This is a genomic window from Halomonas sp. TH-94 (assembly GCF_057473365.1).
The window spans coordinates 30,990-56,926 of record NZ_JBYCKL010000034.1; the positions used below are offsets into that span (position 1 = coordinate 30,990).

The window sequence follows — 25,937 nt, forward strand, 5'->3', positions numbered from 1 at the left end:
CATGGCCCTGGCCATCACCACCCTCGATCCACGCCTTCTCGACCGGCTGCGCAAGATCCGCCTGCTGGCACTGGACGTCGATGGCGTACTTACCGACGGCCGTCTTTACTTCCAGGCCGACGGTATCGAGATCAAGGCGTTTCACACTCAGGACGGCCTGGGCCTGAAACTCCTGCGCCGCGCCGGCCTGCAGGTGGCCTTCATCACCGGGCGTGAATCGCCCATGGTCAGTCATCGCGCAGCCGCTCTGGGCATCGACCATGTCTTCCAGGGCTGTGAGGACAAGCTCGTCGTGCTGCGCGAGCTCTGCGCTCGCAAGGGAATCGAACTCGAACAGGTCGCCTATTGTGGCGACGATCTTCCCGATCTGGCGCCCATTCAGCGTGCCGGCATCGGCATTACCGTACCCGGCGCACCGTCCTACATCCGCGCCCTCGCCGACCACGTCACCGAGCGCAGCGGCGGCCATGGCGCGGTACGCGAGATTTGCGACCTGCTGCTGGAAGCGCAAGGGCATCGCGACGCCCTGATCGACACCTACCTCCACGGCAAGCGTTGAGACCGGCGTCGATGCTACGTCGCCTGCCGCGCCCCTCGTTTCGCCTCTGGCTGCTGCTGTTGCTGTTGGCGCTGGGCAGCCTGATCGCCTGGCTTGACCCATGGCAGGTGCCTACGCCCGGCCCGGTACCCACCGACGACGCCGGAGAACCTGACTATTTCCTGGAACAGGCCCGGCTGACTCGCTTCGATATCGATGGCCAGGCCCATCAGCGCCTGGAGAGTCCCAGGCTGGTGCATACGCCGCACGACGACGTGACCCGCGCCGTGACGCCGGTGGCTCATCTGATCGATCGAGAAGGCCGTCTCTGGGTCGCCAGCGGCCGGGAAGGCCGACTCGGCCCGGGCGGCAACCCCCTTACGCTGACCGGCGACGCCCGCCTGTTCGCTCCGGAGGAGCGCTGGCAGCTCGACACCGAGGTGCTGCATTTCGACGCCAATGTCGGTCATGCCTGGAGCGACACACCCGCCCTGCTGCAGCAGCCGCCACAGCATATGCGCGGCGAACGTTTCGACGCCTGGATCCATGACAACCGGGCGCGATTGACAGACAATGTGCGCGGCTACCACCCCCCGGAAGGCGCTCAGCCGGGACAGGCCGACCCCGTCACCCTGGAGGAACTCACGCCATGAAGCGATGCAAGCTTCCGACGCCCCGCATGCTGCTCAGCCTGGCATTGATCGGCCTGGCATTGAGCCCTGCCGCGAGCATGGCCCAACAGCGCGACGCCGATCAGCCTATCCAGATAGAAGCCGATCGGCTCGATCTCGACGATATCGCCGGCACGGCGATCTATACCGGCGAGGTCGACATCCGCCAGGGCACCATGCGTCTTACCGGCGACCGCGTCGAGCTCCGGCGCAATGCGGCCGGCGAGCTTTCCCGTGCCACGGCTCACGGCGAACGTGCCTATATCGAACAGCAGCCGGACCCGGAGCAGCCAGTGGTACGCGGCTGGGGGCGCACGATCATCTATCACGTGGCCGAGCGACGCGTCGAACTGATCGACCGCGCCGAACTGCACCAGGCTGGCGATACCTTCGACGGTGGCTATCTGGAGTACTTCCTCGACCGTCGCGTGGTCCAGGCCCGCGCCGAGAGCGAAGGTGTCGAGGGACGCCAGCGTATCCGCATGACCCTGCAGCCGGAGCGCTGAGATGGCGATGAAGACTCTGCATGCTCGGCACCTGGCCAAGAGCTACAAGCGTCGCCGCGTGGTACATGACATCAGCCTCTCCATCGAGCAGGGCTCCATCGTGGGGCTGCTCGGCCCCAACGGCGCCGGCAAGACCACCTCGTTCTACATGATCGTGGGGCTGGTGAGAGCGGATGCGGGTAATGTCTGTATCGACAAGCTCGACCTGTCGCGCAGCGCCATGCACGAACGCGCTCGGGCCGGGATCGGCTACCTCCCCCAGGAGGCCTCGATCTTTCGCAAGCTGTCGGTGGCCGACAACATCATGGCCATCCTCGAAACCCGCAAGGATCTGGATCGCCGGGGCCGTCAGCAGCGCCTAGAACAGCTGCTCGAAGACTTTCACGTCACCCATATTCGCGACAACCTCGGGATGAGCCTGTCCGGCGGTGAGAGAAGGCGCGTGGAGATAGCCCGAGCCCTGGCGACCGAGCCGGCCTTCATCCTGCTCGATGAACCCTTCGCCGGCGTCGACCCCATTTCGGTCGGCGAGATCAAGGGCATCATTCGCCAGCTCAAGGCACGCGACATCGGCGTCCTGATCACCGATCACAACGTGCGCGAAACGCTGGATATCTGCGACTCCGCCTACATCGTGGGAGATGGCCAGATCATCGCCGAAGGTAACGCCGAAGCCATTCTGGCCAACCGTCGCGTGCGCGAAGTCTACCTCGGTGAAGATTTCCGCCTATAACGCAACTCTCTGTTACATGCAAGCATGAAAGCACTATTAACACATTCTCGTCAGACATGATTGCAATAAATGGCATGCTTATTGCAATCATCGCTATTGCAACTCGCCGCACGCCAGTCTAGGGTAGAGTCTTTCCGGCAAATGAGCCCTTATCCTCATGGCCATGAAAGCATCATTGCAACTCCGCGTCGGCACTCAGCTGACCATGACACCCCAACTGCAGCAGGCCATTGCGCTGCTGCAGCTCTCTACGCTGGACCTGCGTCAGGAGATCCAGCAAGCACTTGAATCCAACCCCATGCTGGAGCTCGACGAGGGCTTCGGCGAGCAAGCCGTCAGCGAACCCCAGAGCGACGACTGGGCCGATGAAATCCCCAGTGAGCTGTCCACCGACAGCGATTGGGAGGATACCTACCCTGACCACGGTGCGAGCTCCGGCAGCGGTACCGGCGAAGGGCCCGATTTCGAGCGCCAGGCCTCCGGGCAGACACTGGCCGGGCATCTGATCTGGCAGCTGGCCATGATCGACCTGAGCGAGCGCCAGCGCCAGATCGCCGAGAGCCTGATCGATGCCGTGGACGGCACGGGCTATCTGGCACAGCCGCTGGAGGAAATCCGTGATGGCTTGCGCCGCCAGGGTCTTGAGGGGCTGCCCACTCGCGAAGTCGAGCAGGTGCTGCTACGTCTGCAGCAATTCGAACCCACCGGCATTTTCGCCCGTGATCTGCGCGAGTGCCTGATGCTGCAACTCGCCACCCTGCCCGACCACACCCCCCTGCTGCCCCAGGCTCGGCGCCTGGTGCGCCAGTTCCTCGAAGCGCTTGCCGCCGATGACCGGCGCCTGCTGAAGCGGCGCCTGGGCCTGGATGACGACGCTCTCGACGAGGCCATCGCCCTGGTGCGCTCGCTCGACCCTCGCCCGGGCAGTGCCTTCGCCGAAGTCGGCAGCAACTACATCACTCCGGACCTGGTCGCCTACCATGACGAATCCGGCTGGCGGGTGGAACTCAATGCCGAAGCCCTGCCGCGGCTCCGCATACAGCCCGACTACGCCGCGCTGGTACGCCGGGCCGACAAGAGTCAGGACAACCAGTTTCTCAAGGATCACCTGCAGGAAGCCCGCTGGCTGATGAAGAGCCTGGCCAGTCGCAACGACACCCTGCTGCGCGTCGGGCGCGAGATAATGGCACGCCAGATCGATTTTCTCGAACAGGGCGAAGAAGCCATGAAACCGCTGGTCCTGGCGGATATCGCCCAGACCGTGGAGATGCATGAATCGACCATATCGCGGGTGACCACCCAGAAGTTCATCCACACCCCGCGCGGCGTGTTCGAACTGAAGTTCTTCTTCTCCAGCCACGTCGGCGGCAATGGTGAGGGCGACGCCCATTCCAGTACCGCCATCCGGGCCCGCATTCGAAAATTGATCGCCGACGAGACACCACGAAAACCGCTATCCGACAGTCGACTGGTAGATCTGTTGGCCGAAGACGGTATTCAGGTGGCACGCCGTACCGTGGCCAAGTATCGTGAAGCCTTGGGGATCCCCTCTTCAAGTGAGCGCAAGCGTTTTCGCTGATGACGACGTGGCGCGTTGACGCCGGACAAGAGCATTGATCGGAGGGGGTTTGCACGGTGCCAAAAAGGGTTACAATCAAATCACCATTCGAAGGACGAAGGAGCTTGTCATGCAAGTCAACATTACCGGCCATCATGTTGAACTGACCGATGCACTGCGTGACTACGTGAGCGAGAAGCTGAGCCGCGTCCAACGGCACTACGACAATATCACCAACGTACAAGTTACTCTCTCGATCGAGAAAGAGCGTCAGCAGGCCGCCTGTACGCTGCACGCCGCCGGCGCCGATCTGCATGCCGAAGCCTCCGATACCGACATGTACGCCGCCATTGATGCCCTGACCGACAAGCTCGACCGCCAGCTGGTCAAGCACAAGGAAAAGGCCCAGGCCCGCGCCCAAGGCGCCGGCATTCGCTGAGTCGTCATGACACTTGAAAACATACTGCCTCCGGAGCGTGCGCTGTTCGACGTTCCAGGGGGCAGCAAGAAGAGGGTGCTGGAGTTCTTCAGCACCTTCATTGCGCAAAACACCCCGAGCCTCGATAGCCAGGAGGTTTTCGGCAGACTGATCGGCCGTGAGCGGCTGGGCAGCACCGGGATCGGCAACGGCGTGGCCATACCGCATGCCCGAAGCCCCCATTGCCACAGTCCGGTTGCCGCCTTCCTCAAGCTGGCCGAGCCCATCGACTTCGATGCCATTGACGGAGAACCGGTCGATCTCGTCTTCGTCCTGCTGGTCCCCGAGGAAGCCGACGACACTCACCTCTCATTGCTGAGCCAGGTGGCCAGCGTGATGAACGACACCGAAACCCGCACGCTGTTGCGGCGGTGCGAGAGCCAGCGCGAACTCCACGAGCGCCTCATAAACGCCATTCGACGACAGTCTTCGGCCTGACCCGCCCGCGTTGCCGTTCGGCCAGCCCCTGATCAGGAGAAATACATGCAGCTTGTGATCATCAGTGGCCGATCGGGCTCCGGTAAATCGATCGCACTGCAAGCACTCGAAGACATTGGCTACTATGCCATCGACAACCTGCCAGCCATGCTGCTAGGTTCGCTGGTCGACGAACTGCGAAACTCGCCCACGGTTCAATCCTCGATCGCCGTCAGCATCGATGCACGCAATCTCCCTCACGCCCTGGAGCGCTTTCCCAGGCTGTTGGAAGAGCTTCGCGCCAACAAGGTCGACTGTCAGATCGTCTATCTGACTACCGATGCCCGGATCCTGATCGAACGCTATTCCGCCACTCGCCGCCGCCATCCCTTGACCCGCCACAGGGACATGACGCTGAACGAGGCCATTGAGACGGAAGACGCCACGCTGAGCGACATTCGCAACCTCGCCGATCTGATTATCGACACGTCGCGGCTATCGGTACACGACCTGCGTGGCCGAATCACCGAACAGGTGGCCAGTCATCACGCCGATCAGCTGACATTGACGGTGGAGTCGTTCGGCTTCAAGGGCGGCGTGCCACTCGACGCCGACATCGTCTTCGACGCCCGCTGTCTGCCCAACCCCTACTGGGATCCACGCCTGCGCTCGGCCACCGGACGGGAGCCGAGCATCGTGGAATTCCTCGAACAGTACCCGCTGGTCGGGCAGATGCTGGATGACATCGTTGCCTGGGTAGAGCGCTGGCTGCCGGCCTATCGCGACACCCATCGCAGCTACCTTACCGTCGCCATCGGCTGCACCGGGGGCCAGCACCGCTCGGTATATCTGGCCGAGCGGCTCGCCAAGCATCTCGCCAAGCAACAGCCGGATGTGCGTCTACGTCATCGGGAGCTGGGCATTCACACACCGGTCGCTGCCTCGCAGGAGCCGACCGCAGAGCCGTCCGAAAGCAAGGAAGCCTGAGCGTGCCCAGCCGCAAGCTGACTCTGACCAACAAGCGCGGACTGCATGCGCGCGCTGCCACCAAGCTGGTACAGCGCTGCCAGCCCTTCGATGCGCACGTGCTCGTGAGTCGAGGCGCCCAGCAGGCCGATGCCGGCAATATCATGGCCCTGCTGATGCTGGGTGCCCCTTGCGGCACCGAACTGGAGATCAGCGCCGAGGGGATCGATGCGGAAGCGGTGCTCGAAGCCATCGAGGCGCTATTCGAGGCCCGCTTCGATGAAGATACTTAGGGCGCAATGTCTGCGCTCGGCCATGCATCGCCGAAGCCCGCCTCGCATTACGCCTTCCTGAACAACAAGCCAAGCTGCGCTTCAACTGCCGGCGACGGTCATCTCATCGATCAACCAGCTGCCGGTATGGATGCTGCCACGGGTGTCGATGTCGCTTCCTACCGCCAGCAGGCCCCTGAACATCGCCTCGAGGTTGCCGGCGATGGTGAATTCCTCCACCGGGTACTTGATCTCACCATTCTCGACCCAGAAGCCCGCCGCGCCGCGTGAGTAGTCTCCGGTCACACCATTCACCCCTTGCCCCATCAGCTCGGTGACCAGCACCCCGCTACCCATGCGTGAGAGCAGCGCCTCTCGAGACTCCAGCGGCGCGCTGATGCGCAGGTTGCGAGCCCCGCCGGCATTGCCGGTGGTCTGCAAGCCGAGGCGGCGAGCACTGTAGGCAGAGAGCATGTAGCTGGCCAGACGACCATCCTCGATGAAGACATTGTCGCGGGTTTGCACGCCATCGTTGTCGAAGGGAGAACTTGCCATGGCGCCACGCTCCATGGGCCGCTCGCCGAGCGTGAACCAGTCGGGAAACAGCGTCTCCCCCAGGCGGTCACAAAGGAACGAAGCCTGCCGATAGAGCGAACCACCGGCAATGGCACTCATGAGATGGCCGACGAGACCGCTGGCGACGGTGGCATCGAACATCACCGGCAGGCGCCCGGTGGCGGGCCGACGCGCGCCAAGGCGCTCGAGCGTACGCTCGGCCGCCTTCTTGCCCACGGCCTCGGGATCACGCAACTCCTCTGGGTTACGCGCACTGGTATAGTCGTAATCGCGCTGCATGCCAGCCGCATCCTCGGCGATCAGCATGCAAGAGAGCGAGTGGCGGCTGCCGCGCTGACTGCCAAGAAAACCGTGGCTATTGGCATAGACCCTGACCCCTTCGCCGCTGGAGAGCGAAGCGCCCTCCGATTGCCGTATGCCCGCCTCGGCGCGCCCTGCCGCTTCGCAGGCCAGCGCCAGCTCGATGGCCTGCTCGGTGGTGAGCGGCCACGGGTGATGTACGTCGAGGTCGGGCAGTTCGGTAGCCATCAATTCAGGGTCGGCCAAGCCTGCCGCTGGATCCTCCCCGGTATAGAGCGCGATTGCCATGGCTTTTTCCACGACCTCGCGGATCGACGCATCACTGGCATCGGTGGAGGAGGCGCTACCCTTGTGGCCACGCAGATAGACGGTAACGGCGATACCCTGATCGCGCGAGAGCTCGACGGACTCCACCTCCCCCTCACGCACGCTGATCCCGACGCCCTGGTCGACGCTGGCGCCCACCTCGCAGGCATCGGCTCCCAGGTGTTTCGCCAGCGCCAGCGCCTGCCCGGCACGCGACTCGAGCAGCTCCTGCTGGGCGGCGGCATCAAAAGCCTTGCTCATGCTCATCTCCTCATTCGCCGGCCAAGCCGGTCTTCATACGTGTCTGTTCCCGCCGTCGCTCGACGGGCTGGTATACTACCGTCATTCGAAACCCTGCATCTTGCGTTGGCAAGACAGCGCTGACCCTCTCACTACTTGGATGCGGCATGACCCAGGATATTCCCACCGACTTCGACGAAAGACCCAGCAAATCCCAGCTCAAGCGGGAAATGCACGCCCTGCAGATGCTGGGCGAACAGATCATTGCCATGACCCCGTCCGAGCGCGCCCGCTTTCCGCTCTCGGAAGACATGCTCGCTGCCGTCGAGGAGACCGGTCGTATCCGCTCCCATGAAGGGCGTCGGCGCCACATGCAGTATGTGGGCAAGCTGATGCGCCGCGAGGATCTGGATGCCATCCAGGCAGTCTTCGACAAGATCGAACAGGAAAATCGTCACCGCGATCTGGCCTTTCATCGGCTCGAAAAGTGGCGGGATCGCCTCATCGAGGAGGGCGATGACGCCGTCGAAGCCTTCATCGAGGAGCACCCGGAGGCCGACCGTCAGGCGCTGCGTCAGCTTGTCCGAAATGCCAAGAGCGAACGCGAGCGCGGCAAGCCCCCGGCCAATGCGCGCAAACTCTTCAAACTGATTCGCGATACGGCGGGCTTGTAAGCACGCCTAGTGTGTCCCAATCCAGGTTCAGCCGAGCGCAGGCCAGACTGGGCGGCGCTCGGCGAGTTTGAGTGCGAGCAAGGCGAGCCGTGCGCCAACCCAGCGTGGGCAAGCGCAGCGACGCTCGTTCACGAAGCAGTGCCGCCGACAGTAAGCTCATCCAACTTCAGCGTCGGCTGCCCCACTCCCACCGGCACGCCCTGCCCCTCCTTGCCACAGACGCCGATCCCGGTGTCGAGCTCCAGATCATGACCGACCATCGACACCCGTCCCATCGCTTCAGGCCCGTTGCCGATGAGCGTCGCCCCCTTGACCGGTGCGGTGATCCTGCCGTCCTCGATCAGGTACGCCTCGCTGGCCGAGAAAACGAACTTGCCCGAGGTGATGTCCACCTGACCACCGCCGAAGCTGACCGCATAGATGCCGCGCTTGACGCTGGATATGATGTCGGCCGGATCGTCCTGACCTGCCAGCATGTAGGTATTGGTCATGCGCGGCATCGGCATGTGAGCGAACGACTCGCGACGGGCGTTGCCGGTGGGCTGCATTCCCATCAAACGGGCATTCAGCTTGTCCTGCATGTAGCCGGTGAGAATGCCGTCTTCGATCAGCGGGGTGTACTGTCCCGGTGTGCCCTCATCGTCAACGCTGAGGGAGCCACGCAAATCGGCCAGGGTGGCATCGTCCACCACCGTGACGCCGCGGGCGGCCACACGCTGGCCCAGTCGCCCGGCAAAGGCTGAACTGCCCTTACGGTTGAAGTCGCCCTCCAGGCCATGGCCGACGGCTTCATGCAGCAGGATGCCAGGCCAGCCCGGGCCCAACACCACCGGCAGCTGGCCGGCAGGGGCATCGACTGCCTCGAGGTTGACCAGAGCCTGACGCACGGCTTCCTTGGCAAAGCGCTCGGCGACATTGTCGTCACGCAGTCGGGACATGGCGTAGCGACCGCCGCCACCGGCACTACCCCGCTCACGCCGACCGTCCTTGGCAGCAATGACACTGACGTTGAAACGCACCAGCGGCCGGATGTCGGCTGCCAACGTACCGTCGCTGGCGCGCACCAGCACGACCTCATGAACGCCGGTCAGAGAGGCGCTGACCTGGGTGACCGCAGGATCGGCGGCGCGTGCCACACGGTCGGCCTGCTTCAATAGCGCAATCTTCTCCTCGGCCGAGAGACCCGACAGCGGATCGACCGAAGCGTAGCGCAGCGCGCTCTGACTCACCGTACTCCGGGACGCCGTCAAGCTCGCCCCGCTGCGCACGATTCCGGAGGCCGTGCGACCGGTATCCGCCAACGCATCGGCAGTGATCTGATTGGAATAGGCGAAGCCGGTTTTTTCGCCCGCCATGGCGCGCACTCCGACACCACCGTCGATGTTGTATCCGGCTTCCTTGACTTCACCGTCCTCGAGAACCCAACTCTCATGCCAGCTGCGCTGAAAGTAGAGATCGGCATAGTCGACACCCGGCGCCAGTACATGGCCAAGACCGGCATCGAGCGCATCGATATCCAGTCCGCCGGGATGCAGTAGAATCTCGGCGGCGGTATCGAGCAAGGTGGTTGTGGCTATCGTCATTCTGCGGTTTCCAATGTGATATCCGGCGAGGTCCAGGGACCTCGCACGCGATAGTGAATTCGGGTGACCCGGTCGATGGCGCTGCCGAAGAGCCGATCGGCGATGAATAGCGCACCACCTACCACCGGCGCGCCGGCGAGTACCGCGGCGAGCGGCAGGCTGCTGCTGACAGGAACTGTGACGCCCAATCGCTGGTCCAGTTCCTGGCGCGAGAGATTGACGGTACCCTCCAGGGTGAAGGAGGTCGCCGGGCCGTCGATCCTGACCGGCCCCGTGGTTTCCAGGACGCCTCCATACAGGGTAGCAGCCCCGATGACATGATCGAAGGCCGTGCCCTGTCCGGTGACATCGGAAAAATCCATGCGCAGACGTCGTACCAGGTTGTCGACGTTGAGCAACCCCACCACTCTCGCCGTGGGCGATTCCAGTTGGACGAAGCGGCCGTCATGCAGCTCTGCCTCTATGCTGCCGCGCGAACGCGCCAGGGCGAACTGCCAGGGCGGTCCAGGCCAGGCCAGCTGGCTGCGCACATGAACGCCGTTACTGCGAATCGAGACAGGCTGGCCGAGCCGCTCGAGGGCCGTCCCCAGGTCGCGCCCGTCCAGATCCAGTCGCGATCGCGTCAGGCTGTCACCGGGGCCGGCAGCTTCCCAGACGATCTCACCCCTGGCGGTGACCTGCCCCAGGGTCAAACCCAACGGCGACAGGGCGAGTCGCTGCGGCCCTCCCTGCCAGTGCGCCGTCAACGGCCCGATCACCCGCCCTTGATAGAGAATCTCAGCCAGACGCAGCCTGCCGTTCGGCACTTCACTGGCCCAGTCGGGCAGTGGCGTCGGGTCCGGCGGCACATCGAGCTCCTCGAGCAAATTGCCGGTGCCTTCCGTTTCGGCAGGAAGCAGGCCATCGAGCGTCAGCCGGTCCAGGGCGATGTCCAGCGGTTCCGCCAGGGCGGGCCGATACTCCAGCTGGCCTTCCAGCAGATCGCCCTGAAGTCCGACACGCCACCCTCCGTCGGCCAGGGGAGTCGCCAGTGCCGTCATGATACCCAGGCAGCCTCTGGGACCCACGAGACAGGCCGCCTCCACTTGCAGGCGACGTAGTGGCGATGCTCCGTCACCGCCAGCACCATCCCCCCCCTCGAGCATGGGCGCAAGGGCCTCGCCCCATTCGACCGGGTCGAGGCGTGACTGGTAGAGGGTGACTGACCAGCCCTCCTGTTCGGGCCAGGATGGCGACTGTGGCAGGCGACCAAGCCAGACCTGCCCCTGCCCCAGATCCGACCACGGCAGCCCACGCCAGCGCAGAAGCGACTCGCCGCCCATCTCGGCTTCCACTCTTTGCTGATCGATATCGGCCACGACCCAGAGAGGACGAGACTCGTCGGCGGCCTTGCCCAGCGGCTCGGGCAGATCGATGCCGAGCCCTTGCAGATTGCTGTCGAAGCGAAACGTATTGCCTGCGTCGCTCAGCGCAAACCGCCCGCGCCACGGCAAGCGCCCCGACAACCGAGTGCCAAGCGCGCCGGCGTCGAACCGCTGCAGCAACCTGGCGACGTCAACGGCGCCATCGAGTTCGACGTAACCTGCCAGCGTGTCGATATCGGCATTGACCGGCCCGCCGAACAGCCGGCCTTGCAAACGGCCCTCGAGCCCCCCGTCGTCGTCCCGCTGACGCCAGGCAAGCGGCCCTTGGACATCGGTCAGCGGCACCTCAAGCGGCAGGTAGACAATGCGCTGCATGTCCACTTCGGTTTCGAGGTCTAGCTGGAACCCCTCCTCCCCGAGCCGGGTGATCAGCTCGATCTGGCCAACGGCACGCCCCTCACCGCGCCAGTCATCGACCTGCTCCATACCATCGACGGGGATGGCGCGGAGGTAGCGACGTATGCCATCGGCGTCCGAAGCCAGCTCACCGGTCACATGCAGCACGTCGTCGCCGATGGTGATCCGCCCATTGCTACCCATGACGCCGAGGCTTTCGGCATGTCGAACGTCCGCATCGAGCGTGCCGATCCCTGCCGTCAACCGACCCTCGACCGACTCGATCACCGGCCACTGGGGATCGAAGGGCAAGCGGCCATCCTCGATCTCGAGGTCCAGCCGTAACCGGGGCTCGACGCCACTTCCACCGCTCTTGAGAGGCAAATGCAGCTTGAGTTCGCCGAAGGGTACGCGGCCGGCCACACCGGCGGCCAACCAGGCATCGAGCTCCTCCCCCAGAACCCTGGCAGGTAGCCAGTCCATCAGCGGCCGGTCCAGGGCATCCACATGGCGGAAGCGCAGGTCCAAGCCCAGACCGCCATGCACGCCACCCCCCAGGGCCAGACCGAAGCCACCCTCCACTTCGGCGCCTTGCCAGCCTGCCTTCAGATCGCGGCCACTGACGAAGGTGCGTGGCCCCTCATAGGCCCAGCGCACCTCACCGCTGGCATGAGAAAGCGCCATGGGAGACTCGTAGAGTTGCGGCACTTTGAGAGCCGGGTCACCGACACCAACGAATTCCACGCGTCCCGAAAGATCGCGCGCCTCGACCCAGGCATCAAGGGGACCACCGCCCGGCACTTCATCCCAGGGCTCCACCTCGACTTGATGCAGGGCGGCCTGGGCCAGCCAGTGGCCGTTTCGCCGGCCGACGCCAAGCCCCGAAATCAGTCCACGCGGCTCCAGCGCATCGATGGTTCGCACCAGCCCCTCGGGAAGAAGCACACGCTCCTGCCAGGCGGCAAGCGAAGCCAGCTCGAACTGACTGGTGGTCAACCACCAGCCTTCGCTGTCGTGGCGCAGATGCCAGAAATGGGGCAGTGCCGGCTGTTGCTCGCGCTCGAGCTCCCGTGGCTCCGCCCAGTCGGCGGCCGAAGCATCGCCCTGCAGCCAGGCTTCCCAGCCCTCGTCGTTGCGTAGCCACTGGCCGCGGGCGCGCAGCGGTTCGAGTACGATCGGCTCGTCGTCGCGACGCAGCGCCAACCGTGGAACATCGAGATCCAAACGTGCATCGGCCAGCTCGCCGCGATGCCAGCGCCCCCAGACCGTAACGTTGCCGCTGGCATCTTCGAGGCGCAAAGGATCATCGGGCGTGAACACCTCGACCAGATCGATCAGGGTATCGAGCTTCATGTTGGCTTGCAGCGCGGCGCTGAAGTCGCGAAACCCGGTAGGTCCGGGAAACACCTCCAGCACGGCCTGTAGCGAAGCCTCCTCCTGGCCCTCGAGATGTACCTCGCCTTCGAGATGTGCACGTCGCTCGTCGCCGGTGAGCAGCAGGCGGGGCGCCAACATGTCCACGCGGCGCTCACGCCCGTGCAGCACCACTCGCACGTCCTCCACCCAGGCGCGCTGACTCAGCAGTAGCCCGACCCATTGATCGAGGCGTTCCAGATCGAAGTCACCGTCGAAAAGCTCTGGTGGAATCCTGGCCGGATCCGGCCAGTGCCAGCCACCCTGCTCATCTTGATAAAGGTGAAGCGTCAGTCCGCGAAGACGCGCGTCCTGCACGACGGGGATTCCGGCCCGCAGGCTGGCGGCCGTGTCCAGCCGCAGGCGGGCATGCTCGACCTCGAGCAGTGGCAGGCCGGCTTCCCCCGGGAGCGTGCTCAATGAGAGCCCACCGCCCTCCATGACCGGGTCGAGGCGGGCCAGGCTGGCGTTGAGCTCTTGCAGCTGCACCGCTGCGCCTGATCGCGCTTCGAGCAAACGCTCGACGCGGGGCGCCAACTGGTCGGCCTGGGTAAGTGCCAGCCGCAACGTCACCAGCAAAACGGCAATCAGCGCCAGCAGCACGGCCAGCAAGGTGAGAGTCCAGCGCGCTATCCGAGATAGTGGATGCATCGACCGCTCACAACAGCACGATGTCGTACTGCTCCTGGGAATAGTGCCCCTCCACCTGGAAACGGATCGTCTTGCCGATGAAGGCCTCGAGGTCGGCGACGGCTGCCGATTCCTCGTCGAGCAGACGATCCACTACCGGTTGAGATGCCAACACCATATAGGACTCGGCGTTGTAGGCTCGCGCTTCACGCAGGATTTCACGGAAGATCTCATAGCAAACGGTTTCGGCAGTTTTCAGCGTCCCGCGGCCACCGCAGGTTGGGCAAGCCTCGCACAGCGTCTGTTCCAGGCTTTCACGAGTCCGCTTGCGGGTCAGCTGGACGAGCCCGAGTTCGGTGACACCGGTGCACTTGGTCTTGGCGTGATCACGCTCCAGCGCCTTCTCCAGCACCCGCAGCACCTGACGTTGGTGCTCGGTGTCTTCCATGTCGATGAAATCGATGATGATGATGCCGCCGAGGTTGCGCAGGCGCAGCTGGCGGGCGATCGCATTGGCCGCCTCGAGGTTGGTCTTGAAGATGGTCTCTTCGAGATTGCGATGGCCGACGTAGCCGCCGGTATTGACGTCGATGGTGGTCATCGCCTCGGTGGGATCGATGACGAGGTAGCCGCCCGACTTCAATTGCACCTTGCGCCCAAGGGCTTTTTGAATTTCATCTTCGACGCTGTAGAGATCGAAGATCGGTCGCTCCCCGGGATAGTATTCGATCCGGGCGGAGGAATCGGGCATGAACTCTTCGGCAAACTCGAGAAGCTTGACGTAGTTCTCCCGTGAATCGATACGCACCTTCTCGATTTCGTCACGCATCAGATCCCGCAGGGTGCGGATGAACAATGGCAGGTCATCATAGATCACGCTGGGTGCCGGTGCGGTCACTTTGCGTTCGCTGACCTTGCGCCACAGTCGCAGCAGGAAATGCATGTCAGCGAAGAGCTCTTCCTTACCGACGTTCTCCGCCGCCGTGCGCACGATGAAACCGCCCGTGACTTCGATCTCCTGCTCGCTCTGGCACACCTCGAGAAGCTCACGCAGACGCTCGCGCTCACGCTCGTCCTCGATGCGCTGGGAAACGCCGTGATGGGGCGAATCGGGCATGTAGACCAGATACCGTGAAGGAACCGACAGGTGAGTGGTCAGGCGCGCGCCCTTGGAGCCGATAGGGTCCTTGGTCACCTGGACGACCAGGGCCTGGCCTTCGTGGAGCAGTTGTCCGATGGAGGCCTGCTCCTCGGGTGGAGTGCCGGGGGGCATCACTTCGTGGGCATGAATGAAGGCGGCCCGATCGAGCCCGATATCGACGAAGGCCGCCTGCATGCCGGGAAGAACCCGCACCACGCGCCCCTTGTAAATGTTGCCGACAATACCGCGCCGGCGAGTACGCTCGATCAGCGCCTCCTGCAGCACGCCGTTTTCCACCACCGCCACGCGGGTTTCCATCGGCGTCAGATTGATCAGTACTTCGCCGCTCATGCGGAAATCCTTGTCCAATTCAGTCTTCGCCGCATTATGACATAGTGACGCGACTAGACTGCACCATTCCAAAGCGGCACGCCCTGCCGCGACAAAAGCTGCGCCGTCTCGAACAACGGCAGACCGACCACGGCGGAATGACTGCCCTCGATACGCTCTACGAAGATGGCCGCCAAGCCCTGTATAGCATAGGCGCCCGCCTTGTCGGCAGGCTCACCGGTGGCCCAGTAGGCTGCCATCTCCTCGTCGCCGATAGCGCGCATGCAGACCCGGGTCGCCACGCACACATCGAGCAAGCCAGCAGGCCCGGTCACCGCCACCGCGGTCAATACTTCATGCCAGCGGGCCGAGAGCAGGCGCAGCATGTCAGCCGCTTCGGCCCGGTCGGCAGGCTTGCCGAGAATCCGACCGTCGCATACCACAGCGGTATCCGAACCCAGTACGGGAAGCGGGGAAAGACGGGCACCTGCCGTCGCCTTTTCGCGAGCAAGACGAGTAACGTAAGCCTCGGGACTTTCGCCCAGACGTGGCGTCTCGTCGATATCGACCGGCCGCACCTCTACGCCAACGCCGATGCCGGCCAGCAGCTCTCGCCTTCGCGGTGAGGCAGATGCCAGACACAGTGTGGCTGCACAAGAAAGCCCACTCATGCCGCCTCCTTCAGTCATGATTCGCCAAGCGCCGCTCGACGGCTTGAAACATGGTAGCCAGCCACGGCCACAGGACCGCACCGATCAGCGACGGCAGCAGGAAAGCGAGATGCATGGAGAAGGGGCCGAACAGGGTACGCAGCCACTGCTCGACGAGCTGCACCAGACCTAGCAGGACCAGGATCAGCAGCGCCTGCTGCACCATGGAGTAGGTTCTGAAGCGGGGATAGACCAGCGCCGCCAGAAAGGCCAGCAGCGAGAGAGTCAGCGCATTCTGACCCAGCGGTGCACCCTCGATGAGATCGAGGAGAATACCGAGCACGAACCCGTGAAACACTCCCACCCGGTCAGGCGCGGCCATGCACCAATAGATCAGCATCAGCCCGAGCCAGTCGGGGCGCCAGATCTGCCAGCCCTCGGCCAGCGGCATCACCTGCAGGCAAAGCGCCAACAGCAGCGTCAGCCATATCCAGGGCAGCGCCGTGCGCGATCCGCTCGCCATCAGTCCGTTTCCTCCGTTGCCGCCGTCAATGCACCATCGGGGATGAGCTCATCGGGCAGCTCGAGATCCCACATTTCGTCGTCGGGCACCGGCGCCGGCTCTGGCGGAAAGATCAGCAGGAAGTGACGCGAGCGCTGCAATCGTGCGACGGGCTCCGCCGTGACCCGGGCAAAGGGCTGGCCGGGGTCGTGGACCACCTCGGTCACCCTGGCGACCGGATATCCCGCCGGGAAGCGACCGGCCAGCCCCGAGGTAACCAGCAGGTCGCCTACCCGGATATCGGCAGTGTCCGGCACGTGCATGACCCGCAGCGCATCGTACTGGCCGCTGCCCTGCAGAACGAAGCGCAGCCCGTTGCGATTGATCTGTACCGGCAGTGCATGGCTCGCGTCGGCTACCATCAGCACCCGGCTGGAGTAGGCGGAAACCGCCGTCACCTGGCCGACCAGCCCCGACGCATCCATGACCGGCTGACCCACATAGACGCCGTTACGCCGCCCACGGTCGATGACCATCTGGTGCGTGAAGGGGTCGGCATCGAGCGAGAGCAGCTCTGCGGTGATGTAGGGTGCCTCCAGGCGAGCCGCAGCACCGAGCAGTTCACGCAGTCGCACGTTCTCCGCCGTGAGGCTCGACATGTGCTGTACGCGATGCGACAGATGCAGAATCTGCTCGCGTAGCCGGCGGTTCTCCTCCACCAGTGCGCGCTGCTCGGAAAGCGCCAGCGCCCCCCAGGTGAGGACATCGCTGGGCAGAGCGACCAGCCATTGTACGGGAGCCACCACCGTGGTGAGCTGAGCGCGCACCTCTTCCATGCGGGTAAAGCGGTGATCGACGAACATCAATGCAGAAGCGGCCACCGCACATAGCAGCATGCGGTAGCCTGGCACTGAACCGTGCGAGAACAGCGGTTTAATAGACGTTCCCCCCGCACCGGGCGCAGCACGACTGGCCGCACCTGTTCATACGTCGTTTCGCACTGGCAAGAGGCCTTGCAGCAACGTCAATCGCTCGAAAGCAGCTCGAAGGTATGGCGGTCGATCATCTCGAGCGCCTTGCCGCCCCCGCGTGCAACGCAGGTCAGCGGATCTTCGGCCACGATGACCGGCAGGCCGGTTTCCTCGGCGATCAGCTTGTCCAGATCGCGCAGCAAGGCTCCACCGCCGGTCAACACCAGGCCACGCTCGGCGATGTCCGAGGCGAGTTCCGGCGGAGACTGCTCAAGCGCACTCTTGACCGCGGCGACGATCGAGGAAAGCGTCTCCTGCAGCGCGTCGAGTATCTCATGGGAATTCAGGGTGAAGCTGCGCGGGATACCTTCGGCCAGGTTGCGTCCGCGCACGTCGATCTCGCGCAGCTCGCCACCGGGATAGGCACAGCCGATCTCTTCCTTGATGCGCTCGGCGGTAGCCTCACCGATCAGGCTGCCGTAGTGGCGGCGCACGTAGGCGGAAATGGCTTCGTCGAAGCGATCACCGCCGACGCGAATCGACTCGGAGTAGACCACGCCGTTGAGCGAAATGATGGCGATCTCGGTGGTACCGCCACCGATGTCCACTACCATCGAGCCCTGGGCATCGTCCACCGGCAGACCGGCGCCGATGGCAGCGGCCATGGGCTCCTCGATCAGGAATACCTCACGGGCGCCGGCGCCTTCAGCGGACTCCTTGATGGCACGACGTTCGACCTGGGTCGACATGCAGGGCACGCAGACCAGAACCCGCGGGCTCGGCGTCAGGAAGGTGCTCTGGTGAACCTTGCGGATGAAGTGCTGCAACATCTGCTCGGTAACGGTGAAGTCGGCGATCACGCCGTCCTTCATCGGCCGAATGGCAGTGATGTTGCCCGGCGTACGGCCCAGCATGCGCTTGGCATCGGCGCCCACCGCAGCCACGCTGCGCATGTTGCCGGACTGGCGGATGGCCACTACCGAAGGCTCATCGAGCACGATGCCGCGACCGCGAACATAAATCAGTGTATTGGCCGTACCCAGATCGATGGAAAGATCGCTGGAGAACAGCCCCCTCAAGCGTTTGAACATGGAAGTCGTTACCTAGTGCTGACCGGGAGCAGTGCGGATGCAAACGGTATCATCGCCACCCCCGTGCAGCAAGCGACATGGGTCGCCTCGCGTGCGACAAGACTGCCCGACTCGCCTCGAATATGGTACATTTTCCTGCTGTTCATAACACTCCATCCGTGCGAGGACACTCAGCCCATGGCGCTTGAACACGCAGACGTGCAGCGGGCCGCCCACCTGGCCCGGCTCGGCCTGACCGACGAGGAGGCCGCCCGCTATGTAGACGACCTGGGGCGCATTCTCGAGATGGTCGACATGCTCCAGGCCCTGGACACCGAAGGGGTTGCGCCGCTGGCCCATCCGCTCGACGTCACTCAGCGCCTGCGCGCCGACGAAGTGACCGAGAGCGACCAGCGCAGCCGCTTTCAGCGCTGTGCCCCGGCTGTGGAAAGCGGTCTCTATCTGGTTCCCCGCGTCGTCGAGTGAACCCAGGCCGCCCATCCTGACGCCGACAGGTACCGCAGGATCCACTTCTCTTTTCAACGGCACGCCTTCATGGAGCCATGCCGCATGCATGACAAGACCCTTGCCGAACTGACCCGTTCGCTCGACGCCGGCGAGTTTTCCAGCCGCGAACTCACCCAGCATCTGCTGGGCCGTATCGACCGTTACGACAGTGAGCTGAACAGCTTCATCAGCGTGACCCACGAGCAGGCCCTGGCCGCCGCCGACGCTGCCGACGCCGCCCGTGCCGCGGGCAAGGCAGGCGCTCTGACCGGCCTCCCCCTGGCGCTCAAGGACATCTTCTGCACCCGTGACGTGAAGACCACCGCCGGTTCGCGGATGCTCGACAACTTCATCTCCCCCTACGACGCCACGGTAGTGGAGAAGCTCGCTGCCGCCGGCACCGTCAGCCTGGGCAAGACCAATATGGATGAGTTCGCCATGGGCTCCTCCAATGAGAACAGCCACTACGGCCCGGTGAAGAATCCCTGGGATCTCGCCGCGGTGCCGGGGGGGTCGTCAGGCGGCAGCGCCGCCGCCGTGGCAGCTGGCCTGGTACCGGCCGCCATCGGCACCGACACTGGCGGCTCGATTCGTCAGCCCGCCGCCTTCTGCGGCATTACCGGCCTCAAGCCCACCTACGGGAGAGTTTCGCGCTATGGCATGATTGCCTACGCATCGAGTCTCGATCAGGCCGGCCCCATGGCGCGTAGCGCCGAAGACTGCGCCCTGCTGCTCAACGCCATGGCCGGTCACGACCTGCGCGACTCCACCTGCGTGCAGCGCGGCGTGCCCGACTACACCGAGGAACTCGGCACCCCCCTCGCCGGCCTCAAGATCGGCCTGCCGCGGGAATATTTCGGCGACGGGCTCGACGCCCAGGTGGAAAGCGCCGTTCGCGACGCCATCAAGGTCTTCGAGTCGCTCGGCGCCAGCGTACGTGAGGTGAGCCTGCCGCACACCCACTATGCGATACCGGCCTACTATGTCATCGCTCCGGCAGAGGCATCGTCGAACCTGTCACGCTTCGACGGCGTTCGCTTCGGCCATCGCTGCGCCAGCCCCGTCGACCTCATCGACCTGTACAAGCGCAGTCGCGCCGAGGGTTTTGGCGACGAGGTCAAGCGCCGCATCCTGATCGGCACTCACACCCTCTCCGAGGGCTTCTTCGACGCCTACTACAAGAAGGCCCAGCAGGTACGCCGCCTGATCCGCCAGGATTTCCTCGACGCCTTCGAGGAGGTCGACGTGCTGATGGGGCCCGCCTCGCCCACCCCCGCTTTCGATCTCGGCGCCAACAAGGACCCGGTGTCGATGTACCTGCAGGACATCTACACCATTGCCATCAACCTGGCGGGCATTCCCGGCATGAGCGTACCGGCCGGCTTGGCAGGCAAGCGCCCCGTGGGCTTGCAGATACTCGGCAGCCACTTCACCGAAGCGCGCCTGCTCAATGTCGCCCATCAGTTCCAGCAGGCCACCGACTGGCACCGCCAACGCCCCGCCTTCGCCGAGGAGAACGCCTGATGCAATGGGAAACCGTGATCGGACTGGAGGTGCACGTCCAGCTCGCCACCCGCTCCAAGATTTTCTCCGGTGCCTCCACCGCTTTCGGTGCCGAGCCCAACACCCAGGCGTGCGGCGTGGATCTAGGGCTGCCCGGCGTGCTGCCCGTGCTCAACGAAGCGGCAGTGGCCATGGCGGTGAAGTTCGGCCTGGCGATCCATGCCGAGATACCCGAAGTTTCCGTGTTCGACCGCAAGAACTACTTCTACCCGGATCTGCCCAAAGGCTACCAGACCAGCCAGATGTACCAGCCCATCGTCGGCGCCGGCGAGGTCGAGATCACCCTTGAAGACGGCGCCACCAAGTCGATTCGCGTGCACCACGCCCATTTGGAAGAGGACGCCGGCAAGTCGCTGCACGAGGACTTCCACGGCATGACCGGGGTGGACCTCAACCGTGCCGGCACACCGCTGCTGGAAATCGTCTCGGAGCCCGACATGCGCTCGGCGAAGGAGGCAGCCGCCTACCTCAAAGCGATCCACTCCATCGTCACCTACCTGGGCATCTCCGACGGCAACATGGCCGAGGGCTCGATGCGCTGCGACGTCAACGTCTCGGTTCGGCCCCAGGGCCAGGCGGCCCTTGGCACCCGCGCAGAGATCAAGAACGTCAACTCCTTCCGCTTCGTCGAGCGCGCCATCGCCTATGAAGTGGAGCGCCAGATCGAGCTGCTCGAGGATGGCGGCAAGGTGGTACAGGAAACGCGCCTGTTCGACCCCGACCGCGACGAAACGCGCAGCATGCGAACCAAGGAAGAGGCCAACGACTACCGCTACTTCCCCTGCCCCGACCTGCTGCCGGTGGTGCTCGACAAGGCCTACATCGACCACCTGCGCGACAACCTCCCGGAGCTGCCGGCCGAGAAGCGCGCACGCTTCGAGAACGAGCTGGGACTTTCCGCCTACGATGCCAGCGTCCTCTCCGCCACTCGCGAAATGGCCGACTACTTCGAGGAAGTGAAAGAGGTCTGCGGGGATGCCAAGCAGGCGGCCAACTGGGTGCAAGGTGAGCTGGCGGGCGCCTTGAATCGCGAGAATCTCTCGGTCGCCAACAGCCCCATAGCGGCACGCCAGTTAGGCGAGCTGGTGGCACGAGTGATCGACGACACCATCAACGGCAAGGCCGCCAAGCAGGTATTCCAGGCTCTGTGGAACGGCCAGGGCGCAAGCGCCGACGACATCATCGAGGCCCAGGGGCTCAAGCAGGTCACCGACACCGGCGCCATCGAGGCGATGATCGATCAGGTGATTGCGGAGAGCCCCGCCCAAGTGGCCCAGTACCGCGATGCCGAGCCGGACAAGCGCGGCAAGATGATCGGCTATTTCGTCGGTCAGGTGATGAAGGCTTCGCGCGGCACCGCCAACCCCCAGCAAGTCAATCAGCTACTCAAGCAGAAGCTCGACGCTCTGTGCTGAGGCGTCACGCGCTGTCGCCGTCGAGGCGGCAGCGCAATTCTCACACCAGGAGACCGCCATGTCGGACGATGTAGGCTCACGCCTGCGTGCCCTTCGCACCCTTCGCGGCATCTCCCAGCGCGAGCTGGCCAAACGCTGCGGAGTCACTCACTCCAGTCTTTCACTGATCGAGCAGGGCAAGGTCAGCCCCTCGGTTAGCTCACTGAAAAAGATTCTCGACGCCATTCCCATCAGCGTCGGCGACTTCTTCACCATGGATCTGGAGAGCCGCAATCAAGTCTTCTATTCGGCTGACGAGCTGGCCGACGTGGGAAGCGGAGACGTCATCTACAAACTGATAGGCGCCAATCGTGCCAGCCGTGCCTTGGCCTTCATGATAGAAACCTATCCCCCCGGAACCGACACCGGTCGCGAGATGATCGCCCACCAGGGCGAGGAAGCCGGCGTGATACTCGAAGGAGCAATCGAGATCACCATCGGCGCTGAAACCCGCCTGCTCGGCCCGGGCGAGGCTTACTACTTCGATACCAACGTGCCCCACCGTTTCCGCAACCCCGGCAGCGAGCCGTGTCGACTGGTGAGCTGTTGCACACCGGCCCGAACCTTCTGAATCAATCCTTCTTCAAGCGTTCGATTTCCAAGCGCAGGGCCTCGGCCTGCTCCGTCAACGTTGCGTTGGCACGCATGTCACCGTTGCGCGAGGCCAGCATCGCCTCCTCGAGCTTGCGCTCATAGGCTTTTTGCAATTTCTTGGCCGGATTGCGTCTGAACAAGCCAAACATACAACACCTCCTCGTTTTTCTTGTACAAGCTCGCGTACAAGAACCTCCACATGCACTTCATGCGATTGGCAGTATGCCACAACTTTCTTCGTAACCACCTATGCCTAAAGGCTAGCATTGAAAAATATCGAACGCTGATGCGGATTATATTCCGTTGTACAAAACCTATACATAACGATAAAGTGCCTTACGTATCCCGCTGCGCCCGATTGGCAGCCCACATGACGAAGGACAACAATCATGCAAACATCCTCGGCCAGTCTTGCCCGCCTCGGTATCCGCACCCGTCTATTCGCCGGCTTTTCCGCCGTGCTTGCTTTGATCGTACTGCTTACCGCCATCGGCATCGTTCAGGTGAACCGTATCGACCGCAGCCTCACGACCATCAACGATGTCAATGGCGCCAAGCAGCGACACGCCATCGACTGGCGCGGCAGCGTGCATGACCGCGCTATCCTGCTGCGCGACATGACCCTGGTAGAGTCCCCCGCCGCGCTCGCCACGCTGCAGCGCGAGTACCAGGCATTGGCCGACGACTACCAGCGTGCTGCCAACGAGATGAACGAAGCGACTCAGATGAGCGTTACCTCTCGCGAAGGTGAGCTACTGACGTCCATCGAACGTCAGGCGGAGCTCACGCAGCGTCTGGCCGGCCAGGTGATGGAGCGTCGCGCACAGGGTGATTTCGTCAACGCACGGGAACAGCTGCTGAGCGACGCAGGCCCCGCCTTCTTTGCCTGGCTCGACCGCATCAACGACTTCATCGACCATCAGGAATCGGAGAGTGCCGCCAATACGGCACTCGCTCGCGATACCGCTGCGGGCTTCCAGATGCTGATGCTGGCACTATGCCTGGCGGCTCTGGTGGTCGGTGGTTCGATTGCCTATCTGCTGGCCCGCCAGCTGCTGCGTGAACTCGGCGCCGAACCCTACGAAGTGAAAGCCTTTGCCGAAGCGATCGGCCGCGGCGAGCTGGCCACCAGCGGCCGCCTGCGCAACGGGGACCGCAGCAGCATCATGGCCTCGCAGGTGGAGATGGCACGTCAGCTACAGTCCATCGTGACTCAGGTTCGCGGAGCCGCCGAGGCCGTGGCCAGCAATAGCGAGCAGATCGCCGAAGGCAATACCGACCTCGCCTCACGCACTCAGCAGCAGGCCAGCGCCCTGACCCAGACGGCATCGGCCATGGAAGAGCTCAACGGCACCGTGGTCCAGAACAGCGAGAACGCCGGGCAAGCCAGTCGTGAGGCGGAAAATGCCTCTCACACGGCGCGCCAGGGCGGCGTCGCGGTAGAGCAGATGGCAGCTACCATGAACGAGCTCGACAAGAGCGCCAGCGAGATTGCCAGCATCATCTCGACCATCGACGACATCGCCTTCCAGACCAATATTCTGGCGCTCAACGCCTCGGTGGAAGCGGCGCGGGCTGGGGAACATGGCCGTGGCTTCGCCGTGGTCGCCGCCGAGGTACGCAAGCTGGCTCAGAAGAGTGCCGATGCCGCCAGCAAGATCAACGAACTGATCACCAGCAACGTGGAGCGTGTGAAGAGTGGCAATGCGCGCGCCGCCGAGGCTCGTCAGGCCACCAACCAGATCGTCGAAGCCATTGCACGGGTCAGTCAGCTGATGCGGGAAATCAGCCAGGCCAGCGTCGAGCAGAGTGCCGGGGTTCAGGAAGCCGGTACGGCCGTCGCCGAGATGGATCGGGTCACGCAGCAGAACGCCACGCTGGTCGGGGAAAGCGCCACGGCGGCCGACAACCTGCGCCAGCATGCTCGCCAGCTGATGAATGCCATGGCAGCCTTTCAGCTACCGCATCATGGCAATGCCGGTAGCCAGAGCTGGCCGCAAAGCGAAACCCGCACCATGTCACCCACGCAGCCCATCCTGCCCAAGCTGCAGCTGGCCGCCAGAGAGCGCCAGCCGGAGTGGGCCAACTTCTAGACCGCCCCTGAGGTAAGGGAAAGACCCGCTAACTCCGATAGCCCCCGTCCGGCAATGCCGTCCGGGGGCGTGAGGCATCCAGCTCCAACCCCGCCCGCTCGACCAGCTCCGCCGGCAGCTCCTTCTTCACCGCCACCCCCAGCTCCTGGAACTCGGCGGCCTGCTTGATCAGATTGCCGCGACCGTTGACCAGCTGCCCCATGGCGCGGTCGTAGCTGTCACGGGCGCCGTCGAGCTTTGACTGCACCTCCTGCATGCTCTCGAGAAACAGCCGCAGCTTGTTGTAGAACCTCTCGGCACGATTGGCCAGCTCGGCGCTGTGACGGCTCTGGTCCTCGAAGCGCCACAGCTGTCGCACCACATTGAGACTGGTCAGCAGCGTGGTGGGCGTGGCCACCAGCACGTTGTTCTCTATGGCGCGCTGATAGAGGGTTTCGTCGTGCTTGAGCGCCTCCACGTAGGCCGATTCCACCGGAATGAACATGATCACCACGTCCGGCGAGTTGAGCCCCGGCAGGTCGTAGTAGTGCTTGTCGGCCAGCTCGGCGATGCGCTCGCCCACCGCCGTGGCATGGGCCGCCAGGGCCAGATCGCGCTCATGCTCCTCCTCGGCGTTGACATAGCGCACGTAGGCGGCGAGCGAGGTCTTGGCATCGATCACCAGGTGGCGACCCTGGGGCAGATAGACCACCGCATCGGGGCGACGACGCCCCTCCGCCGTGGTGAAGCTCACCTCGCGCTGGTAATCCTTGCCGGGGCGCAGGCCGGAGCCCTCCAGCACGTTCTCCAGCATCAGCTCGCCCCAGTTGCCCTGTACCTTCTTCTGACCTTGCAGCGCCTGAGTCAGACGCTCGGCCTGATCGGTGATCTCACGGTTGAGTGCCTGCAGGTGGCGCAGTTCGGCACGCAGTCCGGCGCGCTGCTCAGTATCGTGGCGGTGAATCGTCTCGACCTTCTCGCGAAAGCCCTTCATTTCCGCCTGGATCGGCTGCAGCAGGCCGCTGATGCGCTGCTGGGATAGCTCCGAGAAGGCGCGCCCCTTGCGCTCGAGGATCTCGTTGGCCAGATTCTCGAACTCCTGGCGCAGCTGCTCGCGGCTGTCGCGCACCAGGTCTAGCTGGGCATCGAAGTGTTGCTGCTTTTGCTCCAGGGTGGTGGCCAGGCGCGCCTCGCGCACTTGCACCTCACCCAGCTCTCTCTGAAGCTGGTCGAGGCGCCGCTCGCGCTCTGCCAATCGTTCGTTCAACTCGGTGAGGATGGCAGCATGGCGCTCGCGTTCCATGACGCGCTGCCGGCCGGCGAGCAGTCCAGCCAGGACGAAGGCGAACAGGAATGCCGGCAGCGCAGCGAGCGCCATGGCATAGCCGGGGGGAAGAGAAACCAGCAGCGTGGCAAGGTCGTTCAAGGGACGTTCTCCTGCAGGCGGTCGTGGCGCCAGTAT

25 protein-coding genes are annotated in these 25,937 nt (G+C 64.0%); 15 read left to right on the top strand and 10 right to left on the bottom strand.

Annotated elements, in window-relative coordinates; genetic code table 11:
* Position 1 precedes the first annotated feature (1 nt).
* The 9 genes from AC2VNO_RS05875 to AC2VNO_RS05915 all read left to right on the top strand — a co-directional run bounded on the left by AC2VNO_RS05875 (position 2) and on the right by AC2VNO_RS05915 (position 6,160).
* Positions 2-559 (top strand): KdsC family phosphatase, encoded by a 558-nt coding sequence (locus AC2VNO_RS05875; RefSeq protein ID WP_486933258.1) that lies wholly within the window; start codon positions 2-4, stop codon positions 557-559.
* Positions 560-570: 11 nt separating this feature from the next.
* Positions 571-1,191, top strand: coding sequence for an LPS export ABC transporter periplasmic protein LptC (gene lptC, locus AC2VNO_RS05880; protein ID WP_486933259.1), 621 nt, complete (start codon positions 571-573; stop codon positions 1,189-1,191).
* Complete coding sequence (gene lptA / locus AC2VNO_RS05885; protein WP_486933260.1) at positions 1,188-1,715, top strand: lipopolysaccharide transport periplasmic protein LptA; 528 nt, start codon at positions 1,188-1,190, stop codon at positions 1,713-1,715. The genes lptC and lptA overlap by 4 nt, the downstream gene beginning before the upstream one ends.
* A gap of 7 nt (positions 1,716-1,722) precedes the next feature.
* Positions 1,723-2,448 carry an LPS export ABC transporter ATP-binding protein gene (lptB, locus tag AC2VNO_RS05890; protein ID WP_486933428.1) on the top strand — a complete coding sequence of 242 codons (726 nt, stop codon included), beginning with the start codon at positions 1,723-1,725 and terminating at the stop codon, positions 2,446-2,448.
* 157 nt (positions 2,449-2,605) lie between these two features.
* Positions 2,606-4,027, top strand: a complete 1,422-nt coding sequence (locus AC2VNO_RS05895; protein ID WP_486933261.1) for an RNA polymerase factor sigma-54 — start codon at positions 2,606-2,608, stop codon at positions 4,025-4,027.
* A 109-nt stretch (positions 4,028-4,136) separates the two neighbouring features.
* Positions 4,137-4,445 carry a ribosome hibernation-promoting factor, HPF/YfiA family gene (gene hpf, locus AC2VNO_RS05900; protein WP_486933262.1) on the top strand — a complete coding sequence of 103 codons (309 nt, stop codon included), beginning with the start codon at positions 4,137-4,139 and terminating at the stop codon, positions 4,443-4,445.
* 6 nt (positions 4,446-4,451) lie between these two features.
* On the top strand, positions 4,452-4,922 hold the full coding sequence (gene ptsN / locus AC2VNO_RS05905; RefSeq protein WP_486933263.1) for a PTS IIA-like nitrogen regulatory protein PtsN: 471 nt from the start codon (positions 4,452-4,454) through the stop codon (positions 4,920-4,922).
* Positions 4,923-4,967: 45 nt separating this feature from the next.
* Entirely contained in the window at positions 4,968-5,888 is a 921-nt protein-coding gene (rapZ, locus tag AC2VNO_RS05910; protein WP_486933264.1) for an RNase adapter RapZ, read from the top strand.
* A 2-nt stretch (positions 5,889-5,890) separates the two neighbouring features.
* A complete protein-coding gene (locus tag AC2VNO_RS05915) occupies positions 5,891-6,160 on the top strand; it encodes an HPr family phosphocarrier protein (protein WP_228578471.1) in 270 nt (89 codons plus the stop codon).
* A gap of 81 nt (positions 6,161-6,241) precedes the next feature.
* On the opposite strand, the gene pmbA is transcribed toward AC2VNO_RS05915, so the two are convergent.
* Entirely contained in the window at positions 6,242-7,582 is a 1,341-nt protein-coding gene (pmbA, locus tag AC2VNO_RS05920; RefSeq protein ID WP_486933265.1) for a metalloprotease PmbA, read from the bottom strand.
* A gap of 146 nt (positions 7,583-7,728) precedes the next feature.
* Here pmbA and yjgA point away from each other — a divergent pair, with 146 nt between their 5' ends.
* A complete protein-coding gene (gene yjgA / locus AC2VNO_RS05925) occupies positions 7,729-8,235 on the top strand; it encodes a ribosome biogenesis factor YjgA (protein ID WP_486933266.1) in 507 nt (168 codons plus the stop codon).
* 128 nt (positions 8,236-8,363) lie between these two features.
* On the opposite strand, the gene tldD is transcribed toward yjgA, so the two are convergent.
* From tldD to AC2VNO_RS05960, 7 genes are all read right to left on the bottom strand, one after another.
* Positions 8,364-9,818, bottom strand: coding sequence for a metalloprotease TldD (gene tldD / locus AC2VNO_RS05930; protein ID WP_486933267.1), 1,455 nt, complete (start codon positions 9,816-9,818; stop codon positions 8,364-8,366).
* A complete protein-coding gene (locus AC2VNO_RS05935) occupies positions 9,815-13,642 on the bottom strand; it encodes a YhdP family phospholipid transporter (protein ID WP_486933268.1) in 3,828 nt (1,275 codons plus the stop codon). Before AC2VNO_RS05935 ends, tldD begins: the two co-directional genes overlap by 4 nt.
* Before the next feature lie 7 nt (positions 13,643-13,649).
* Positions 13,650-15,113, bottom strand: coding sequence for a ribonuclease G (rng, locus tag AC2VNO_RS05940; protein ID WP_486933269.1), 1,464 nt, complete (start codon positions 15,111-15,113; stop codon positions 13,650-13,652).
* A 53-nt stretch (positions 15,114-15,166) separates the two neighbouring features.
* Complete coding sequence (locus AC2VNO_RS05945; RefSeq protein WP_486933270.1) at positions 15,167-15,763, bottom strand: Maf family protein; 597 nt, start codon at positions 15,761-15,763, stop codon at positions 15,167-15,169.
* A gap of 10 nt (positions 15,764-15,773) precedes the next feature.
* Positions 15,774-16,265, bottom strand: coding sequence for a rod shape-determining protein MreD (gene mreD, locus AC2VNO_RS05950; protein ID WP_486933271.1), 492 nt, complete (start codon positions 16,263-16,265; stop codon positions 15,774-15,776).
* Positions 16,265-17,140 carry a rod shape-determining protein MreC gene (gene mreC / locus AC2VNO_RS05955; protein ID WP_486933272.1) on the bottom strand — a complete coding sequence of 292 codons (876 nt, stop codon included), beginning with the start codon at positions 17,138-17,140 and terminating at the stop codon, positions 16,265-16,267. The genes mreD and mreC overlap by 1 nt, the downstream gene beginning before the upstream one ends.
* A 128-nt stretch (positions 17,141-17,268) precedes the next feature.
* Entirely contained in the window at positions 17,269-18,306 is a 1,038-nt protein-coding gene (locus AC2VNO_RS05960) for a rod shape-determining protein (protein WP_104201758.1), read from the bottom strand.
* Positions 18,307-18,483: 177 nt separating this feature from the next.
* Here AC2VNO_RS05960 and gatC point away from each other — a divergent pair, with 177 nt between their 5' ends.
* The 4 genes from gatC (at position 18,484) to AC2VNO_RS05980 (ending at position 22,380) form a co-directional block, all read left to right on the top strand.
* Complete coding sequence (gatC, locus tag AC2VNO_RS05965; RefSeq protein WP_486933273.1) at positions 18,484-18,771, top strand: Asp-tRNA(Asn)/Glu-tRNA(Gln) amidotransferase subunit GatC; 288 nt, start codon at positions 18,484-18,486, stop codon at positions 18,769-18,771.
* Between the two features lie 84 nt (positions 18,772-18,855).
* Positions 18,856-20,316 carry an Asp-tRNA(Asn)/Glu-tRNA(Gln) amidotransferase subunit GatA gene (gene gatA, locus AC2VNO_RS05970; protein ID WP_486933274.1) on the top strand — a complete coding sequence of 487 codons (1,461 nt, stop codon included), beginning with the start codon at positions 18,856-18,858 and terminating at the stop codon, positions 20,314-20,316.
* Positions 20,316-21,770 carry an Asp-tRNA(Asn)/Glu-tRNA(Gln) amidotransferase subunit GatB gene (gatB, locus tag AC2VNO_RS05975; protein ID WP_486933275.1) on the top strand — a complete coding sequence of 485 codons (1,455 nt, stop codon included), beginning with the start codon at positions 20,316-20,318 and terminating at the stop codon, positions 21,768-21,770. Before gatA ends, gatB begins: the two co-directional genes overlap by 1 nt.
* A gap of 58 nt (positions 21,771-21,828) precedes the next feature.
* Positions 21,829-22,380 (top strand): cupin domain-containing protein, encoded by a 552-nt coding sequence (locus AC2VNO_RS05980; protein WP_486933276.1) that lies wholly within the window; start codon positions 21,829-21,831, stop codon positions 22,378-22,380.
* A 1-nt stretch (position 22,381) separates the two neighbouring features.
* Here the strand turns inward: AC2VNO_RS05980 and AC2VNO_RS05985 are convergent, their stop codons facing one another.
* Positions 22,382-22,552: a DUF6435 family protein gene (locus AC2VNO_RS05985; RefSeq protein WP_486933277.1), complete on the bottom strand. Its 171-nt coding sequence runs from the start codon at positions 22,550-22,552 to the stop codon at positions 22,382-22,384.
* 240 nt (positions 22,553-22,792) lie between these two features.
* Between AC2VNO_RS05985 and AC2VNO_RS05990 the strand changes: the two genes are divergently transcribed.
* Positions 22,793-24,496: a methyl-accepting chemotaxis protein gene (locus AC2VNO_RS05990; protein ID WP_486933278.1), complete on the top strand. Its 1,704-nt coding sequence runs from the start codon at positions 22,793-22,795 to the stop codon at positions 24,494-24,496.
* Positions 24,497-24,524: 28 nt separating this feature from the next.
* On the opposite strand, the gene AC2VNO_RS05995 is transcribed toward AC2VNO_RS05990, so the two are convergent.
* Positions 24,525-25,901 (bottom strand): DNA recombination protein RmuC, encoded by a 1,377-nt coding sequence (locus AC2VNO_RS05995; protein WP_486933279.1) that lies wholly within the window; start codon positions 25,899-25,901, stop codon positions 24,525-24,527.
* Between the last annotated feature and the right edge of the window lie 36 nt (positions 25,902-25,937).